The organism is Vibrio sp. KMM 9700, assembly GCF_058545285.1.
In genome coordinates, this window is the sequence record NZ_CM178589.1 from 506,982 (window position 1) to 524,767 (window position 17,786).

Genomic DNA, 17,786 nt, shown 5'->3' on the forward strand with positions numbered 1-17,786 from the left:
ACCACCGAGCTTCAAGCGTGAATTAAAGCCTAGCCCCATGGATCAGAAAATTTCTTGGGCTTTGTTCACGCTTGCAAAATTCTATAATCTCAGCTCTATAACCATTTTCCTCTAAATACAGCATCTTATCTAGCGCTAACCAAACTTCAAGCGGTCGCTTAAATATTTCTTGGACTGCGCCTAAAGCTTCCATTTTATAAAATAAAGCTTGCCCAACTTGCTCCCAATACTCTAAATCTTGCGGTAGTCGAATCGACAATTGTTTGGCTTTAATCGCCCATTGACAAAAGCTTGCGAAACCTTCGCTTAATTGGGATTTTTTTATGCTAGGAATAGGTTCATAGTCTTTAAAAGCAAACTCTTGCTTGAGCATGGCTGCAAAGCCTAAGCGGTAGCCCATCTCCGTTTGTCTGTGCCGCTGTACACGTGCTCCACCGGTCACTGTTTGCTGCAAAGGAATACGTAAGTCTTGCTTAGATAAGCTTAACCTTGCAGACTGCCCTGCCCTTGATAAAGCGTGATACGCATCACCTTGAATCAAATGATAACAACATGGTGAAAAACTAATCTGTTTACTGCCTGCGCTGATTGCATGCTTTAGCGCATAAATATGCAAATCACCACAAGCGTGCAAAGCCACAACATGCTGATCCTCACAAAAAATGTGCTGACTTTCGTCTGCAAATGCATCCCCTTGGATAAAACGCATCGCTAAACCATGCTTATCAGCATAACTTTGCCCAGCTTGGCATAGGCTTTCTTGCCACTCAAAGCTTTCAACTGGTCGCTGGCTAGTATGAGTTAAAAAACGCCCCAAATAGCCTTTCCCACTGCACCATTCAAGCCATTTACTGGCATTATTTTTTGCGTATGTGTACTGACTAAAGGAGTGAATTTGCGCCAATTTTCGCCCAGGAACGCCTTGCATTAGCTTAGTGATCTCGCTTCCAGTTTCCTCTTTCGAAATTGACTGCCACCCATTAACATTACATATACTAAGGTTAAATTTAGCCATCGCATCAAACAAGTGACTTAAGTTCAAGTGATCTTGAATAGGTAAATGAAGAGGACTCGCCCCTTCTTCAAGCATTTGCTCTATGGCTTCATAGAGATCTGGAAATTGAGGCTTCCATGGGCAACCAAACAGCGTCATAAGAAATGGATCAGGCCGCCATAATGCTTGTGTGTTGATTAATTCATCTGTGAGTTGACGAAAAATAGATGCAAGATCCTGATTCACTATTTGCTCTCTTTAATTGGTTAACAGCTAAGTAACATTTAAAAAAATTTAGATATTTTCTGCTTGTTTTTTAATCTTTAAAAACAGGTAATTAGCTATATCTATTTCTAAAATTAAAATAAACCTTTATTTTTCAAATAGATATACTTGCAACTTTTTTGCAATATTTTTGTTTGTTTTTTGACTCGCATCGCATTTTTAACTAGTATGCGCTCTCTTTTGACTCGTAGTCGATCCCTTTTACCTTGCATTGAAGGTGATCACTCGCACTTAGTAAGAATATTATGAAGTACCAGATTTTATCATTGATCCTCTTTACAATGCTTAGTTTTTTACCCAGTGCTCATGCACAAACTGGGCATATTAACTTTAAAGGCCGAATTACAGAGGCTGATTGCGCAAAAACAACGCCAACCCTTGTGTCATTAAATCAAAGTGACAAATTAACCAAAGCAATTCGTGAGAGTAAATACTGCGCTAAAATGGGGTTTGAGCAAGACAAAATCGGCCATGTCTGGCCACGCACAAAAGTCACCTATGAGAAAATTCAATCTAAACGTGCGCAGCAAACCATTGGTATGTTGTATACACTTGAATATCCATAACCACAGCCATATCCTTATAAAAAATAGTTTGTATCTTTGAGTTTTGCTATCCCTCATCAACACAGGTAAAATATGAGGTTTTAATCCAAAGATACAAATTATGCTTGCTAAATATCAAGATCTCCTCGCACCTATCTATTCGTTTTTAAAAACGACCACGCCTGATTCATGGGTAGATGAAGCTAAAAAGCCTGAAAATCTACCGATTATTTTATCTGATCATATGCTCTGTGAACTTAAAGCGGCGCAAAGCGCGTTATTTTTGATCCGCAAATATGCTGTCGACAAAGACAGTGCGCAAGTTCTCAACCAATGGATCAAACCTTATGAAGATTTTGCCTATCGCTATATTGGCACGATGGAAGATCTCAAAGGTAAAAGCCAGTTTTCAAAAGCTTTAACCCCAAAACCAAATACACCCTATGGCCAAGACTTGATTGATAAAATGGTGCTTTTAATCAAAGAAGAGCTCCACCATTACTACCAAGTACTTGAAATCATGGAGCAAAAAGGTGTGCCGTATCAAAACGTGACGGCCAGTCGTTATGCTAAAGGCCTGATGCGACATGTGAAAACTTATGAACCGGACGCTTTGGTCGATAAACTCATTATTGGCGCGTTAATTGAAGCCCGTTCATGTGAACGTTTCGCCAAACTAGCGCCCTTTTTAGAAGCGGATATAGAGAAATTTTATATCTCTTTATTACGCTCTGAAGCGCGCCATTATCAAGACTACCTGAGTCTTGCCGAGCAAGTTGCAGGCAAAGATATTCAAGCTCGTATTGATGAGTTTCGAGAGATTGAAGCCGAGCTTATCCGCTCTGATGATAGCGAGTTTCGTTTCCACAGTGGCGCGCCGGCGCTCAGCACGGCAATTAGCTAATAACCTCTCACGCCTTTACCGATAATTAGCTTGCAGGCATAAAAAAACATCCAGTGAGTCTTCAAATGAGCCACTGGATGTTTTGATTTGTGTTGCAAAAACTAAATCGTCATTAAGCTAAGCTTACTTCTCTTTTTTCGGCTTTTTACGCTTATCCACTTCAACCCATTTGCCATCTTCAAAGAGTGCTGACCAACCGCTAGGTTTACCGTCAATCTCTGAGCGCACATAATGCTCTTTGGTCTTACGCGCAAAACGTACCACTGTTGGCAGACCATCTGGATCCGCGCTTGGCGCATCCGCTAGGAAATGGAACTTAGGAGAAATACGTTCTTTATATTGCGCAAGTTCTGCCACAAGTGGCGCACGGGTTTCACGTGACTTAGGGAAGTTACTTGCTGCCATAAAGAGGCCAGATGCCCCATCACGCAACACAAAATAAGCATCCGATTGGGTACAAGGCAGCTCAGGGAAATGCACTGGATCTTCTTTTGGCGGCGCAACATCGCCGTTACGTAAGATCTTACGTGTATTCTTACATTCCTCATTGGTGCAGCCCATGTACTTACCAAAACGACCGTTTTTAAGCACCATGTCATTGCCACACTTGTCGCACTCAACCGTTGGGCCGTCATAGCCTTTCGGTTTGAATTCACCGTGTTCAATCACATAGCCGTCACAATTTGGATTGTTACCACAAATGTGCATTTTACGCTTATCATCAATGAGATAAGCATCCATTGCGGTTTCACAAATTGGGCAACGTTTTTTCGCGCGTAGCGCAGCGGTTTCAACATCTTCTTCTAAGACATTGACAATGCCGTCTTCATCACCAAGGTTAATCGTCGTTTTACAACGCTCTTTTGGCGGCAGCGCATAACCAGAACAACCTAAGAAGACACCGGTTGATGCGGTGCGGATCCCCATTGGACGACCACAGGTTGGGCACTCAATGTCAGTTTCGACAATCTTGTTTGGCGTCATCCCACCTTCAGACTCATCCAATTCTGCTTTTTCAAGATCTTGGCTGAAATCATCGAAGAACTCATCTAACACATTGGTCCAAGTCGTTTGACCGGCTGCGATTTGGTCAAGTTTTGCTTCCATACGCGCGGTAAAATCATAGTTCATCAGATCGTTAAAACTCATATCGAGACGATCGGTGACAATTTCACCCATTTTTTCTGCGTAGAAACGACGTTGATCCACTTTCACATAACCGCGATCTTGAATCGTTGAAATGATGGAAGCATAAGTTGACGGACGACCAATGCCACGCTTTTCAAGCTCTTTAACTAAGGCCGCTTCAGTATAACGTGCTGGCGGCTTCGTAAAGTGCTGTTTTGGATCAAGCGTTTCAAGGCTTAACACGTCACCCACTTCCACTGCTGGCAGAATTTGATCGTCATTTTTACCCAGTGGACGCTGCACGCGAGTCCAACCATCAAATTTTAGAATGCGACCTTTGGCTTTAAGCGTATAGTCATCGGCTTTCACGCTCACCGTGGTTGAATCATATTTTGCTGGCGTCATTTGGCATGACACAAATTGATTCCAAATCAGTTGGTATAATTTGTGCGCGTCTGCTTCCATACCTTTTAGATCATCCGCTACAACGCTGACATCAGAAGGACGAATCGCTTCGTGCGCCTCTTGCGCGCCTTGCTTGCTGCCATACACATTTGCGCTCGCAGGCAGATATGGCTGACCAAAGTTAGTTTCGATGTATTCACGACACGCAGCAACCGCTTCTTGGCTTAGGTTGGTTGAGTCGGTACGCATATAAGTTATGTAACCGGCTTCATACAAACGCTGCGCCAGCATCATGGTTTTCTTCACTCCATAACCCAAGCGCGTACTCGCCGCTTGTTGTAAGGTTGAAGTGATAAACGGCGCTGATGGCTTGCTTGACGTAGGTCTATCTTCACGCTTACAGACTTCATAAGTTGCGTGTTCTAGCGCTGCAATCGCGGTTTTAGTTTGCGCTTCATTGACAGGTTTGAATGCTTTGCCATCTTTTTGCGCAACCAATAAACGAAAATCTGTTTTGTCTGCTGTTTTGGTGTCTGCGTGGATATCCCAAAACTCTTCAGGAATGAAAGCGTTGATTTCGCGCTCACGTTCAACCAGAAGCTTGACTGCAACCGACTGCACACGGCCCGCAGAAAGCCCACGTGCGACTTTTTTCCATAATAGAGGGGAAACCATAAAGCCAACTACACGGTCCATGAAACGGCGAGCCTGTTGCGCGTTGACCCCATCCATATTTAACTCGCCAGGAACTTCAAAGGCTTGTTGAATCGCGTTTTTGGTAATTTCGTTAAACACAACACGTTTGTATCTCGCATCATCACCGCCGATGATCTCACGAAGGTGCCATGCGATAGCTTCCCCTTCGCGGTCCAAATCGGTTGCGAGATAAATGGCGTCTGCATCTTGCGCCAGTTTTTGTAGTTCGTTAACGACTTTCTCTTTACCCGGCAGGATTTGATAATTCGCTTGCCAATGATTATAAGGGTCGATTCCCATTTTTTTGATCAAAGCAGTTTGCGCTTTCTCTTTTTTGATGCGCTCTTTTTCTTCTGCGCTCATACCTTTGGTTGAGATAGCGGCTGCTTTTTTGCCACTGCTTTGTCCAGCAGTAGGTAAGTCACGAACATGGCCAACACTTGATTTAACGATAAAATCTTTACCTAGGTATTTATTTATCGTTTTCGCTTTGGCAGGTGACTCCACAATAACAAGAGATTTACCCATATCGAATCAAAATTCCTCTCAGGTGAATTGACAAGATTGCTTATTTTATATGCAACCAGTGACCTGTATTTTTAATATCTATATATTTAATTACTTTTTACTATTAAGCGAGATGCGAACAAGGTCAACCTGTTTTTAAATATTTCTGCTTTTCTCGACTTAAACGCTGACTATTTAAACAAATTTAAATTCAGTTTGTGATCTTGATTCATAAGCCGTTGAAATATATCCTTGCACAAAATGGACTTTTACAAATTTCTTATTTACTCACTTCATGATGAAGCAAAATCAACAAGGTATATTTGTATGACGAAAAATTCAAGTGCCAAGAAACAAATCTCGGAATTCGAGCTTTTACTTATTGCCAATCAAGTGATTCAGGATCACCAAGATTATATTGAAGGCATGCGTGCAACATCTGTAACTGAGCAAGATGACGTGTTGATTTTCAAAGGTGAATACTTCCTCGATGAAAAAGGCATGCCAACACTTCAAACCACGGCTGCATTTAATATGTTTAAATACCTTGCGCACCATTTATCAAAAGAGTTCACGCTCAAGGCATAAACCTTGACTGTGAGCGCACAAAAACGCCTTTGTAAAATAAGTCACAAAGGCGTTTGAATCGTGCGGTTCATAAGCTCAATTGCGAGCTATTTATAATCAAGAATAACTTAGTGTTTGTTATCATCACGTAAGAAAATAGTCCAGAACCAAAGTCCGACAAACACACCACCACCGATGATATTCCCAATAGTCACAGGAATAAGATTGTGCATGACAAAATCGGCAAGGTTTAGATCCGCAAAGTCTGCTGCGCTCATGCCGGTCATTTGCCAAAACTCAGGCGAAGCAAAGGTTTTGATACCAATTGCCATTGGAATTTGGAACATGTTTGCGATGCTATGCTCAAAACCTGATGCAACAAACATTGCCACAGGCAAGATAAGGATCAGCATTTTATCTGTCAGTGTGCGGCCTGCATAAGACATCCAAACAGCAATACAAACCATTAAGTTAGCCATGATCCCAAGCGCTACCGCTGAGATAAAGCTATGGTGCATTTTATGCTGCGCAATCTTCATTGCATTGATACCAATTTGGCCATCATCACTCATGTATTGCTGAGCAACGAGCATGATCCCAACTAAAAGCAAACAACCTGCTAGGTTACCAAAATAGACCTGAACCCAGTTTTTACCAAGCTGTCCCCATGTTACTTTGCCCGTTGCGCGTGCAACCACAACCAAGGTTGAGCTGGTAAATAACTCACTCCCTGTGATCACAACTAAAATCAGGCCTAAGCTAAATGCTAAACCGCCAACAAAGTGGGCTAAACCTGGCGCAACGTCACCTGTACCGGATGTGACTGTGGTATAAAAAATAAACGCAATACCAATATGCATGCCTGCAGTCATGGCGAGTAAAAAAGTTTTATAAAAAGGTTTATTGACTTTATAAGCACCAATTTCCGCAGCAGCTTTTGCTGTTTCAAGAGGCGGCAATGGTTCAAATTGATTACTGTCCATCATGCACCCGTTACATTTTGTATCATTAAAAATTAGATAGTGACGCGATTTAAATATGGGATCAAGCTCTAGAATTAAAAAAAGCCCACCAATGGCGAGCTTTTGATACTTCTTTTGATTTATATCAGAATTTGAAGATATAAAATTTATTTTAAGCGTCTATTTCTTCTTACAAAATAGGCTTTTGACCACGTTCAACTAACTTTAAAAGTGTTGAATCGACAGCTTGGGCTGCGCCGCCGGCAAACTTTTCGGTCAGTTTTTTCTTTTTCGCAAAGTGCAGTTTTAAAACTTTCTTGTCTTTGCACGCTGCTTGGATAAGATCATCGGAGGTATTGATTTCATCTACAAGGCCAAGCTCAAGTGCTGTTTTGCCAAACCAATGCTCACCAGTGGCAACTTTTTCAAGTTCAAGCTCTGGTCTGTGCTCACGAATAAAGTCCTTAAATAGTTCATGAGTGAGCTCAAGTTCTTGCTTAAACTTCTCACGCGCTTTGTCAGTATTCTCACCAAACATAGTCAAGGTACGTTTGTACTCACCTGCTGTCATTTGCTCATATTCAACATCATGTTTTTTCAAAAGTTTATTGAAGTTTGGAATTTGTGCAATGACGCCAATTGAGCCGATAATTGCAAACGGTGCGCTAATGATTTTATCCGCCACACACGCCATCATATAACCGCCACTGGCTGCCACTTTATCGACCGCGACAGTCAAGGGAATATTAGCTTGTTTAAGGCGATCAAGTTGCGAAGATGCCAAGCCATAACCGTGGACCATGCCACCACCAGTTTCAAGGCGTACTAGCACTTCATCTTGCTCATTGGCAACCGCTAGGATTGCGCTAATTTCTTCACGCAGGCTTGCCACTTCTTTCGCATCAATACTGCCTTTAAAATCAAGTACAAATAAATGCGGCTGATGCGAGGCAGTTAAATCTACGCCCTCTTTAAGCTCTTTTTTAGCTTCTTTCTTCTTGGCTTTGTTTTCTTTTTTCTCTTGTTTGTCACGTGCTTTTAAAAAGGTCTCATCATGCAACTGCGCTTCAAGCGATTGACGACGATTCTTATAGGTTTCAGTTAGGTCTGTGACTTCCAACTGACCTTGCTCTTGATCTGAGCCTTTGTTAAGCATTTTTACAACAATTAAAAGTGCGACGATAGCGATTAAAAATGTCGCGATTTTGGCAAAAAATAATGCATATTCAGCTAAAAATTCCAATGGATGTCCCTCGTTGATGATTCTTATGTGTATCTTGAAATAAAAAAAGTTACACTTAACTTACCATAAAATAAATACTTATTCCCAATAATAGTTGAGCTTAACGCTTCAAATATAAAGACAAGGATATATCCCTCATGACTCCAGAATTGCAGCAAAAATATAAGGTTTCCCCGAATGCACTCGCAGGCAAGGTCATTTTAATTACAGGCGCTGGCGCAGGCATTGGTCGTCAAGCTGCGCTAGATTATGCTGCGCATGGCGCACAAGTGATTTTATTAGGCCGTACAGTGGCAAAACTTGAAGCAGTTTATGATGAAATTATCCAGCAAGGTCACCCTGAGCCAGCGATTATTCCACTCGATATGCTTGGCGCGACTAAACAACACTATTTAGATATGGCTGACACCATCCTTGAGCAATTTGGCCGCTTAGATGGTTTGCTGCATAGCGCTGGTTTATTAGGCACTTTAAGTCCATTTGAGCAAATCGATGAGCAAACTTTTGATGATGTGATGATGGTGAACGTTAAAGCACAACTCTTGATGACCCAAGCCCTCCTGCCTGCTCTGCGCAAATCAGACGATGGACGAGTTGTGTTTACTAGCTCCACTGTGGGACATATTGGCCGTGCGTATTGGGGCGCTTATGCGATTTCTAAATTTGCCACTGAAGGCATGATGCAGACCCTTGCCGATGAACTCACGGATACAAAAATCCGCGTGACAGCAATTAACCCTGGCGCAACCCGCACCAGCATGCGCGCCAGTGCTTATCCAGCAGAAGATGCCAACCTTTTGAAAACGCCAAAAGATATTATTCCTTTATATCTTTATTTAATGGCGCCAGAAGGCATTGCTGAGCATGGCGTATGCATTGATGCACAGCCCAAATAATGCCTTTATAGAACAGAAAAGCTAGAGACTAAAAACCCCAGCGTGAAGACTCAACGTCTGGGGTTTATTTATATTTATCAAGTATTAATTTAATAACGCAATGATTATGCTTTGGTTTGGGACTGTTTATCTAAAATTTTAACTAATAACTCACCATCAAACATGGCTTGTTTAATCAAGGCTGCACCTGGCATAGTCGTTTGGGTAAAGAAGCGACTTTGCACCAATGGTAGACCATTCGCATTTTGTGGCAATTGATGCTGCTTAAGGCCATGCGCAATCTCTGGATAAAGAATACCTTTCGCATTATTGAGCGAACCACCAATTAGGATTTTTTCAGGCTGGAAAAAGTTAGTTAAAATCGCAATGCCTTTTGCCATATCACGCCCTAACTCACTAATCACTTCGCTTGCCAGTGCATCGCCTGCATTTGCCGCAACACAAATCGTTTCCATTGTGATGTGCTCAGATTCTAAAATCGATGCCTCACCAGCCAGAAGACGTGCATTCACTTTTTCACATACTGCTTGGACACTTGCAATGGTATTTAAGCAGCCGCGATTGCCACACTGACAAAGCTTGCCATCCGGATCAACTTGAATATGCCCAAGCTCACCAATGTGACCTAAACGCCCTGCGAGCAATTTACCATTAAACACCACCCCAGCACGCACATCCGGCTGGTTGGTAATTAAGAAGCTATAATCAACCTCTTGGCTGTTACCAAAAAGCTTCTCAGCTAATGCCCAAGCGCACACATCGTTGCCGACAAAAATTGGTAAATTAAACGCCTCATATAAAGCTTCACCTAATTTCACTTGGTTGAAATCATAGCAAGGCATGTCATAAACAAGGCCTGTTTTCATTTCTACGCTTGCTGGTAAAGTGATTGCAACACTGGTTAATGTCTCGATAATCATATGATAGTTATCGATAAAGTGCTTCAATTCAGCAATAATGGTTTCAAGTAGGTGCTCAGTATTATTTGGGTCAATTTTGACTTTTGCATCAATCACAACACTGCCACCAAGCTCATGCAAAGCGATGGTCAGCTGGTTTTCCCCAAGACGCATCGAGATAAATTGCCAACCTTGATTTTGCGTTTGCAAGCCAACTGCTGGGCGACCACGGCTATTCACTTCTTGGACAATGGCTTCATGGATGAGATTGGCATTCATCAACTCACGCGTCATTTTAGTGATACTTGCCGGTGCAAGCCCACTGAGCTTAGATAAGTCAATACGCGAAATTGGACCGAATTGTTCGATCAGCTGATAAACACGTCCTGTGTTTGCTTGTCTAATTTGGTCAATGTGACCAGGTTGTGCGCTAAACATTTCTAGCTCCCATTAAGTATTTGTTTTCGCCTATTTTTTAGATAGCGAAATTTTTCATATAGCCTAGCATATCATTAAGTTGTGATTATATTTTTGATCTAAAGAAATTTTCTTCCAAAATTTGGTCAAGATTGGATTTTTGTTACATTAATGTCGCTAAATTTTCAGACTCATGTCAAAATTATGAAGACTAACTTTGCTAATATGGGCTTTAGTATTTGAGTTAATCCATAAAATTTCACAAACGATCTATTACTTAGCCAACCGCCAATGCTACGCAAAGAGACAAAAAGCGATGCAAAATTTGGCACCCTACATATAAAAGGAAACCATATGTCGACTAAACTTCGCCGCACTAAAATTGTAACTACCTTAGGTCCAGCAACTGATCGAGATAATAATCTTGAGAAAATCATCCTCGCTGGCGCAAACATGGTGCGCATGAACTTTTCTCACGGCGAGCCTCAAGATCATATTAAGCGTGCACAAGATGTGCGTGAAATTGCAAAAAAATTAGGCATTCATGTCGCGATTCTAGGTGACTTACAAGGTCCTAAAATTCGCGTATCCACGTTTAAAGACGGTAAAATCACGCTTAATATCGGCGATAAGTTCACTTTAGATAGTGATATGGCAAAAGGTGAAGGTCACCAAACAGCGGTTGGACTTGATTATAAAGATCTTCCAAAAGATGTGATTTCTGGCGATATTTTACTTCTCGATGATGGCCGCGTACAGCTGAAAGTAGTGAGTGTTGAAGGCAATAAAATTCACACCGAAGTGACGGTAGCTGGCGTTTTATCAAACAACAAAGGCATCAACAAAAAAGGTGGTGGCTTATCTGCGCCAGCATTAACTGAAAAAGATAAAAAAGATATGCTCACGGCTGCTGAAATTGGCGTGGATTATCTTGCTATTTCTTTCCCGCGTAATGGTGAAGACATGCATTATGCGCGTAAATTAGCTGAGAAAGCTGGTTTAAAAGCAAAATTAGTTGCCAAAGTTGAGCGCGCTGAAACAGTTGCCAATGATGAGAATATCGACGATATTATTCTAGCATCCGATGTGGTTATGGTTGCACGTGGTGACTTAGGTGTTGAAATTGGCGATCCTGAGCTTGTTGGCGTGCAAAAGAAACTAATCCGTCGCGCTCGCAGTTTAAACCGTGTCGTTATCACCGCAACGCAAATGATGGAATCGATGATTTCAAGCCCTATGCCAACCCGCGCAGAAGTCATGGATGTGGCGAATGCCGTTCTTGATGGTACTGATGCGGTGATGCTTTCAGGTGAAACAGCTGCTGGTGATTTCCCTGTTGAAACCGTTAAATCTATGGCAGAAGTGTGTATTGGCGCTGAAAAAATGCCATCTATCAATGTTTCAAACTATCGTCTAGAACGTAAATTTGAAAGCTCAGAAGAAACGGTTGCAATGTCAACTATGTATGCTGCCAACCACATGCACGGCGTCAAAGCGGTTGTGGCGTTAACTGAATCAGGCCGTACCCCACTAATGATGTCTCGCCTAAGCTCAGGCTTACCTATTTTTGCGCTATCTCGTAACCATGATACGTTAAATCGCGCTGCGCTTTACCGTGGCGTAACGCCGCTATATTTCAAGTGTGATGCCGATGCAGGCCTTGCTTCAGCAAAAGCTGCGATTGAAACGCTAAAAGAAGCTAACTTACTTGATTTAGGTGATAAGATTATTATCACTCAAGGTGATGTGATGGATCTGGAAGGTTCAACCAACTTAATGCGTATTATTGAAGTTCAATAATCTTATTGAGATATATAATCAAAGCCTCCCCCTAATCTAGAGGGAGGCTTTTTCTTTGATGTGACTAAACAGCAAGCCTTATAATCCAGCTTCAAATATTAAAAAGAAGGTATCGGAATAAGTATCGGTTTCGACATCAACAGCAGAGATGTCATCATAACGTACCCTCAAGTCAAACAAATACTGCGTTTGATAGCTTGAATCGCCGATTTTTGTGGTTTGTGCTTTCACACTTCCTTTATCCACTAGCAGAGGATCTTCACAGATATCACATAAAATGGAATAAGGGATAGTCAAACCTGTGTGTTCACCTTTTAACTCATAAGTGCCTGTGTCCTGCAAAGTCATATTCAAGCCTTGATGAAAACTACCCTTAGCATCGATTACAAACGTGACTTCGCCTGAAACCGTTCGCGTAGAAGTATCGTATTCAGGTCGAATAATCCCTGTCGAACCGCCACCTTCACCACCCGCACTTTTAGCTTGAATGTGCACGGAAGTAATTTCACTTGCCGCGACATTCGCCGATAAAGTAAAAGTTTCAGAGATTTGATAGTAAGTCAGCGCACCGCCATTTGAGGTGTAGTAATACACCAAACTTAAAGGCACTGTGCCACTAAAGGTTCCACCGCTTCCTGCGATATCATTTAACGCTTCACTTAACTCAGTATCATTCATTTCAAATATAGGGCGATAGAAATAAAATGGCGCCACAGATGAGGTTGTTGAGACCGAGTAGTTGGCCCCACAAATTGATTGTGAACTATCTTCAACCGAGGCGATACTGCCGCTAAAATTGCCTCCTGCGCAAGGCCCTGGGACATTCAAGGTGCTATCTTCTGAGCCACCACTTCGTCCCAAATTATATTCCATACCAATAAACTTAATCGGTACTTCTACTGATCCGCCAGGTCCTGCTAGATTAATAGTCGTTGGCGTGGTTGCCAAAAACATCCCTGGCGCCCAGCTTGTGGTAGTAGGCAAGCCACTTATTGGCGTCCAATCGGTTAAGACACGTCTGGACTCAGATCCAGTCGCATTTCGCCAACGGACTTCTTCGCCTGCTATGGACACATTTGCTGTAAAAGCATGCGCAGAGCCCGCAGCTAAAAGGCCGACAAGAAGACTCGCTTTATATAACCTATCTATATTCTTATTCATATCTTGCCTCACTATTCTTGAATCGGTTTAGTGCGACTCAAGGATTGACGTTGACGATAAGACTCATCGTGGTTGACGACCATAAGATTGAGCGTATCTTGTCGCAGCTTTTCAGGTAAATCTATCGTTAACGTTCGACCAGAGAGTAAGGTATACGTAGCACTACATTCCGTTTGAGTATTCGATGTACACTGACTCACCATAAAACGTACATAAGTATTACCCGTATTGGTTGCATGAATACTCTTCCCGTCATAAGTCATTTTATATCCGACATCACTCTCCTTTGCAGGGATGATGAAATAAGGCGAATAACCAAAGTTAATGTTTAAAGCGCCACCCTCTGCCGGTTCCTCACCTTCTGCAACATAAGGAACGGGTGAAAAGGTAATTTGATAAACCCTATCTTGTTCAAATTGGCAATTACTTGCACATAACGAGCGCACACCAACTTGTCGAACACGCCCTGACTCGAGAATAAGCTTCGGCGCTGTGACGGTAATATCCCAATCTTTAAGGTTATTCTCTGTATAAGGCTCTTTGACTAGTTCACCATTAACAACATTGACTTTATCTATCTGCGCGGTAATAAAACTCGTTTGCGCAAGTTCGTTGACTAGGGTGAAATATCCGTTACCTTTTTCATCACTCGTGGTCAGCATTTTATCAATGCGTAGCGCATGCGCTGATTGAGATGCCAAAGCTAATGCAATAAGGGGTATAAACTTCTTCATATTAAACTCTCTATAATTGATTTATCTTTGAACTTGATAAGCAGGTATTTCAACACTAGTTGCTTGCGCTTTTTGTGCCACACTTGCAATAATATTTTGTTGTGAACGCGATAGTTTTTGATCTTTACCAAAAATCAAATAGTAATAATCAAGCGTTTTAAATGAGACACGTTTGACCTCAAATTGCCCTTGCTTAAACTGTCCAAGTTGTTTGGCAACCGCAGAGGTTTGCTGCGCATTAAAGCCACCAACAAAAATCGCTTGTTTCGCTTTCACGCCTTGCTCAGTAGGCACATTTTCCGAGATTGATGTATTCACTTTAAGGTCTGGTAAACAATAGTTCTGACCAAGGTTAAACATATTCATATCGTTGACATCAGGGATCACGCACTTAGCATTTTTCGACGCAAGTTCAAATTCTTGCGCTTCTCGTACTGAGACTTTATAGACGCCATTTGCCATTTCAGAAGCAGCTAAACATGCCTCACCTTCACAGCTAACATCGTTTAGCGGGCGGTCAAAAATATCTCTGAAACCTGAAACAAAACCTAAAATACGCGTAATGTTTGGTCTAATTTCAAGCACTGTGCCTGGATGTGCGTAGGCAGAATCAGACGTTTCGCCTGTGTTGAGTAAATCTTCACTTGAGGTATCTAGGCTAACATTGTATTGGTTGTAAGCTTTAAGCGGTTGAATGTTTTCATCCGGCGTCAAGCTACGACGACTGGCATATGAACCATTTGCTTCTACCACCAATAGCCCTTGGCTTTGATCGGCCAAATCCAGCTCACTTTGGTTATCAACCGCAGCATAAGCATCCGAGCGATCAGAGGTTAAATAAATGTCATTGGCGGTAATGATTTGAGAGCTACTAAAGCCCGCATTTAAACTCTTGTCCCCTTTGGTATCAAGGTAAGTGTACGCGTTAGCCTGAAACTTAGGTTTATTGGCCTGCAAAGATGCGGTTAATGAGGCATAGTTTTGCTGCGATAAATCTGAGTCATGGGTTTGCGCCACTTCAATAGAAGAATAGTAATCCGGATTATCTATTAAATCTCTTGCTTCAACAGCTGCGCGATATAAATTGACATCATTTTCATTACCTTGGATGGTTAGACGCGAGGTCACATTAGTAGATAGTGGGATCGACCAAACGACACTTGCATATAACTGCTCACGGTTATTAGATTGTAAGAAGTCATAGCTTGCATTGAGATCAAGCGTTGAATCAAACACGGTAAAAAAGTTTAAGCCAAGGTTAATGTAGGATGATCTAAAGCCATCAAAATCATTGTCATTAAACCCATCTTGTTCCAGATATGTGTAAGTGACATAACCATACGCACTTGGTGTAAAACGATAATTAGTTGATGCTGTGACACGCTCAAAGTCTGAGTCATTATATAAATAACGTGCAAGGTTTGAGTTTTTCGAATCATCAAGACGCTCATAGGTTAAGTTAAAATTACTTATCCCAAAGTTAAGCTCAGTTTGATAGGTCTCATCGAAAAAGATATCTGAGGTTAACGTCATTAAAGCTGAGTAAGGAAGATACCAAGCTGCGCCCAAACTTGCATAAGAGTCATCACTTGAGCCGGTTAGACCTGCGCCTAGTAATAAACTATCGGTTGCCCGATAACTTGTTAATGCGCGCGCAAAACCATCGCTGATCACATCGCGATCATTATTATCTATATTATCCGCAAGAGTCCCAGGTGAAACACCATCAAGATCGTTAAGATCATCAGGATCAAGGTTTGGATTATTAAACTCAGGCTCTTCGTCTTTATCTAGCGCATCAATCGCATCGCCACCACTGCGTCCATACGCACCAGCGGTAAAACGAAAATCGAAATCGTTGACGGCTAAAGTATCATTTGAAGTATTATAAATTGGACGCGTTTCTCGACTAACTTCTTGGCCGCCAGAAACCAGCACAATATCTACATCATAACGACCACTAGGTAAGTCAGCATTGGTAAAGAAACCTTGCCCTTGAGTGACATTGGTTTGATAGATAATGCGATCATCGCGATAAACGTAAAGCACACCACTTTGTGGTGCAAAGAAGAAGATTTTTTGCAGTTGTTGGGTACCATTAAGGAGCAAGCGATCTGAACTTGCAAAATCCACTGCCCACTGGCCATTTTGGTTGGTATTAACTAAAAAATCCGTACTATTAAAGCTTTGAGTATTATTGGTATACCCAAGCTCCATGCGCCATTTTTCTATATCTAGGTTATAGAGGGCTTCATCTAAATCATAATCCCCCCCTTCTGTCTCATACGTCATATCCGTTGAGAGATAACCATAAGGCAGGCCAAAGATACTCTCATCATATAAAATAAGGTTATCATCTGTGTCTTCATCCATGCTCAAATAAGCATCAAAGTGGTTAATGAAAGCAGACTTGGGACGAAACGCTGGGGCATATTGAGTGTCTGAAGCAGCATAACTACGAGTGAGATAATTAGGGTTAATCCAAAAATGTACTTTATCTGAATAGTAGTCATATAAAATGGCATAAGTATCTGGGGTGACGAGGCATTTATCAATATCCCCGACGCACGCATCGGTATTGAGCTTACCTGTCTTGAGATCTGACACAATTTGCGAAGCCATATCTTCACTCACTTGGCTTTGGATTAAAAAATCCTTTACCTTTTGCGCTTGTGATGGGTCGCTTAAGCTTACGCCTTGGTAGTTAACGTTTAAAGTGACAGGGTGAAACTCACCGTTAGCATCTTCAAATTGAACTTGTTTTTCCTTGGTTTGTAAAACGTCATCAAATCCTTCTGGCACTTGCATGCTTGTTTGTTCAGCTTGAACGCTTAATGTTGGCGTCAATAAGATAAAAGCAAAACTGCACAAGCGCACAGGCATTAACAACCGAACAGGGTTTAAATTTATCTTAAGATTTATCATAAGGCGAATTCCAACGTCATAGTGATGCCACCTTGGCAAAATTGAACTTCAGATGAGATTGGGGTCTGAAATGAAACACGTGTATCGTATTGCGCAGCCTTAAACCCATCTATGTTGTCGTTAAAGTCAAAAGGTAATGACTCATCGAGATTAATTTCAGTTGAACCATCCATGGCCGAATCAATAAACGTGAGACTTGCTATTTGATCATACCCAGCAATAGGCACAGCGTTTTCACTACCAAAAGGTTCGTTATAACAGTTTGACCAATTCTGACTCATACGTATCGCAAGATGAATATCGGTATTATCTTCTGGGACAGTTGTTTCAACAATTAATCGTAAATTTTCGTCTCTGAAAGTTTGTTTGGATTGATCAAACATTAATAATAACTCAGGGCGATCGAATTCAAACTTAGTAATTTCAACATCAAAAAATTTATTTTTATTAATATTTGAAATAACAGTAACAGGCTTAATAATACTATTGTCTGCGATTGAATGAAGACTGGTTAAGGTCAAAATCAAACCACATATATATGTAAAACTTCTCATTTTGACTCTCTATATTTTATAAAATAACCAAGTAATGAACTAAGTTATTATTAGTTTAAGATATTGAATTGAGTAAATATTATATATTGTATTATTATCAAAAAAATTTAACTAAATAACATATTCTAAAAAAAAAAGCCTTATCCGATCACAGAATAAGGCTT

General features: G+C 41.4%; 14 protein-coding genes. 5 read left to right on the plus strand and 9 right to left on the minus strand.

The annotated features are described in order from the left end of the window. Positions 1–22: 22 nt before the first annotated feature. On the minus strand, positions 23–1,240 hold the full coding sequence (locus AC2VOY_RS02290; protein ID WP_491832026.1) for a methyltransferase: 1,218 nt from the start codon (positions 1,238–1,240) through the stop codon (positions 23–25). A 284-nt stretch (positions 1,241–1,524) separates the two neighbouring features. Here AC2VOY_RS02290 and AC2VOY_RS02295 point away from each other — a divergent pair, with 284 nt between their 5' ends. Both AC2VOY_RS02295 and miaE read left to right on the plus strand, forming a co-directional pair. Beyond that, complete coding sequence (locus AC2VOY_RS02295) at positions 1,525–1,845, plus strand: hypothetical protein (protein WP_491832027.1); 321 nt, start codon at positions 1,525–1,527, stop codon at positions 1,843–1,845. A gap of 100 nt (positions 1,846–1,945) precedes the next feature. Continuing rightward, the gene (miaE, locus tag AC2VOY_RS02300; RefSeq protein ID WP_491832028.1) at positions 1,946–2,728 is read left to right on the plus strand and encodes a tRNA isopentenyl-2-thiomethyl-A-37 hydroxylase MiaE; all 783 of its coding nucleotides are present in this window, start codon (positions 1,946–1,948) and stop codon (positions 2,726–2,728) included. Between the two features lie 123 nt (positions 2,729–2,851). Here the strand turns inward: miaE and topA are convergent, their stop codons facing one another. Further along, positions 2,852–5,485, minus strand: a complete 2,634-nt coding sequence (topA, locus tag AC2VOY_RS02305) for a type I DNA topoisomerase (protein WP_491832029.1) — start codon at positions 5,483–5,485, stop codon at positions 2,852–2,854. Positions 5,486–5,791: 306 nt separating this feature from the next. On the opposite strand from topA, the gene AC2VOY_RS02310 reads away from it, so the two are divergent. Next, positions 5,792–6,052: a DUF2498 family protein gene (locus tag AC2VOY_RS02310; RefSeq protein WP_491832030.1), complete on the plus strand. Its 261-nt coding sequence runs from the start codon at positions 5,792–5,794 to the stop codon at positions 6,050–6,052. Positions 6,053–6,159: 107 nt separating this feature from the next. On the opposite strand, the gene focA is transcribed toward AC2VOY_RS02310, so the two are convergent. Then, complete coding sequence (gene focA / locus AC2VOY_RS02315; RefSeq protein ID WP_491832031.1) at positions 6,160–7,014, minus strand: formate transporter FocA; 855 nt, start codon at positions 7,012–7,014, stop codon at positions 6,160–6,162. A gap of 169 nt (positions 7,015–7,183) precedes the next feature. Beyond that, positions 7,184–8,236: a protease SohB gene (gene sohB / locus AC2VOY_RS02320; RefSeq protein ID WP_491832032.1), complete on the minus strand. Its 1,053-nt coding sequence runs from the start codon at positions 8,234–8,236 to the stop codon at positions 7,184–7,186. 137 nt (positions 8,237–8,373) lie between these two features. Here sohB and AC2VOY_RS02325 point away from each other — a divergent pair, with 137 nt between their 5' ends. After that, positions 8,374–9,132 (plus strand): YciK family oxidoreductase, encoded by a 759-nt coding sequence (locus AC2VOY_RS02325; protein ID WP_491832033.1) that lies wholly within the window; start codon positions 8,374–8,376, stop codon positions 9,130–9,132. 104 nt (positions 9,133–9,236) lie between these two features. Here AC2VOY_RS02325 and AC2VOY_RS02330 read toward each other — a convergent pair whose 3' ends face one another. After that, entirely contained in the window at positions 9,237–10,469 is a 1,233-nt protein-coding gene (locus tag AC2VOY_RS02330; protein ID WP_491832034.1) for an ROK family protein, read from the minus strand. Between the two features lie 333 nt (positions 10,470–10,802). Here AC2VOY_RS02330 and pyk point away from each other — a divergent pair, with 333 nt between their 5' ends. Then, positions 10,803–12,248: a pyruvate kinase gene (pyk, locus tag AC2VOY_RS02335; protein ID WP_491832035.1), complete on the plus strand. Its 1,446-nt coding sequence runs from the start codon at positions 10,803–10,805 to the stop codon at positions 12,246–12,248. 78 nt (positions 12,249–12,326) lie between these two features. Here the strand turns inward: pyk and AC2VOY_RS02340 are convergent, their stop codons facing one another. Genes AC2VOY_RS02340 through AC2VOY_RS02355 form a run of 4 tightly spaced genes read right to left on the minus strand, consistent with a single transcriptional unit; the run spans position 12,327 to position 17,622 of the window. Continuing rightward, positions 12,327–13,409 carry a hypothetical protein gene (locus tag AC2VOY_RS02340; protein ID WP_491832036.1) on the minus strand — a complete coding sequence of 361 codons (1,083 nt, stop codon included), beginning with the start codon at positions 13,407–13,409 and terminating at the stop codon, positions 12,327–12,329. Positions 13,410–13,420: 11 nt separating this feature from the next. Continuing rightward, positions 13,421–14,143: a fimbrial biogenesis chaperone gene (locus AC2VOY_RS02345; RefSeq protein WP_491832037.1), complete on the minus strand. Its 723-nt coding sequence runs from the start codon at positions 14,141–14,143 to the stop codon at positions 13,421–13,423. A 21-nt stretch (positions 14,144–14,164) separates the two neighbouring features. Then, positions 14,165–17,068 carry a TcfC E-set like domain-containing protein gene (locus tag AC2VOY_RS02350; RefSeq protein ID WP_491832038.1) on the minus strand — a complete coding sequence of 968 codons (2,904 nt, stop codon included), beginning with the start codon at positions 17,066–17,068 and terminating at the stop codon, positions 14,165–14,167. Continuing rightward, positions 17,065–17,622: a hypothetical protein gene (locus tag AC2VOY_RS02355; RefSeq protein ID WP_491832039.1), complete on the minus strand. Its 558-nt coding sequence runs from the start codon at positions 17,620–17,622 to the stop codon at positions 17,065–17,067. The genes AC2VOY_RS02350 and AC2VOY_RS02355 overlap by 4 nt, the downstream gene beginning before the upstream one ends. Positions 17,623–17,786: the final 164 nt, after the last annotated feature.

Coding starts and splice junctions, on each gene's coding strand:
- AC2VOY_RS02310 (WP_491832030.1), top strand. CDS start 5,792: ATGACGAAAAATTCAAGTGCCAAGAAACAAATCTCGGAATTCGAGCTT.
- AC2VOY_RS02345 (WP_491832037.1), bottom strand. CDS start 14,143: ATGAAGAAGTTTATACCCCTTATTGCATTAGCTTTGGCATCTCAATCA.
- AC2VOY_RS02330 (WP_491832034.1), bottom strand. CDS start 10,469: ATGTTTAGCGCACAACCTGGTCACATTGACCAAATTAGACAAGCAAAC.
- AC2VOY_RS02340 (WP_491832036.1), bottom strand. CDS start 13,409: ATGAATAAGAATATAGATAGGTTATATAAAGCGAGTCTTCTTGTCGGC.
- AC2VOY_RS02355 (WP_491832039.1), bottom strand. CDS start 17,622: ATGAGAAGTTTTACATATATATGTGGTTTGATTTTGACCTTAACCAGT.
- AC2VOY_RS02295 (WP_491832027.1), top strand. CDS start 1,525: ATGAAGTACCAGATTTTATCATTGATCCTCTTTACAATGCTTAGTTTT.
- focA (WP_491832031.1), bottom strand. CDS start 7,014: ATGGACAGTAATCAATTTGAACCATTGCCGCCTCTTGAAACAGCAAAA.
- miaE (WP_491832028.1), top strand. CDS start 1,946: ATGCTTGCTAAATATCAAGATCTCCTCGCACCTATCTATTCGTTTTTA.
- pyk (WP_491832035.1), top strand. CDS start 10,803: ATGTCGACTAAACTTCGCCGCACTAAAATTGTAACTACCTTAGGTCCA.
- AC2VOY_RS02325 (WP_491832033.1), top strand. CDS start 8,374: ATGACTCCAGAATTGCAGCAAAAATATAAGGTTTCCCCGAATGCACTC.
- AC2VOY_RS02350 (WP_491832038.1), bottom strand. CDS start 17,068: ATGATAAATCTTAAGATAAATTTAAACCCTGTTCGGTTGTTAATGCCT.
- topA (WP_491832029.1), bottom strand. CDS start 5,485: ATGGGTAAATCTCTTGTTATTGTGGAGTCACCTGCCAAAGCGAAAACG.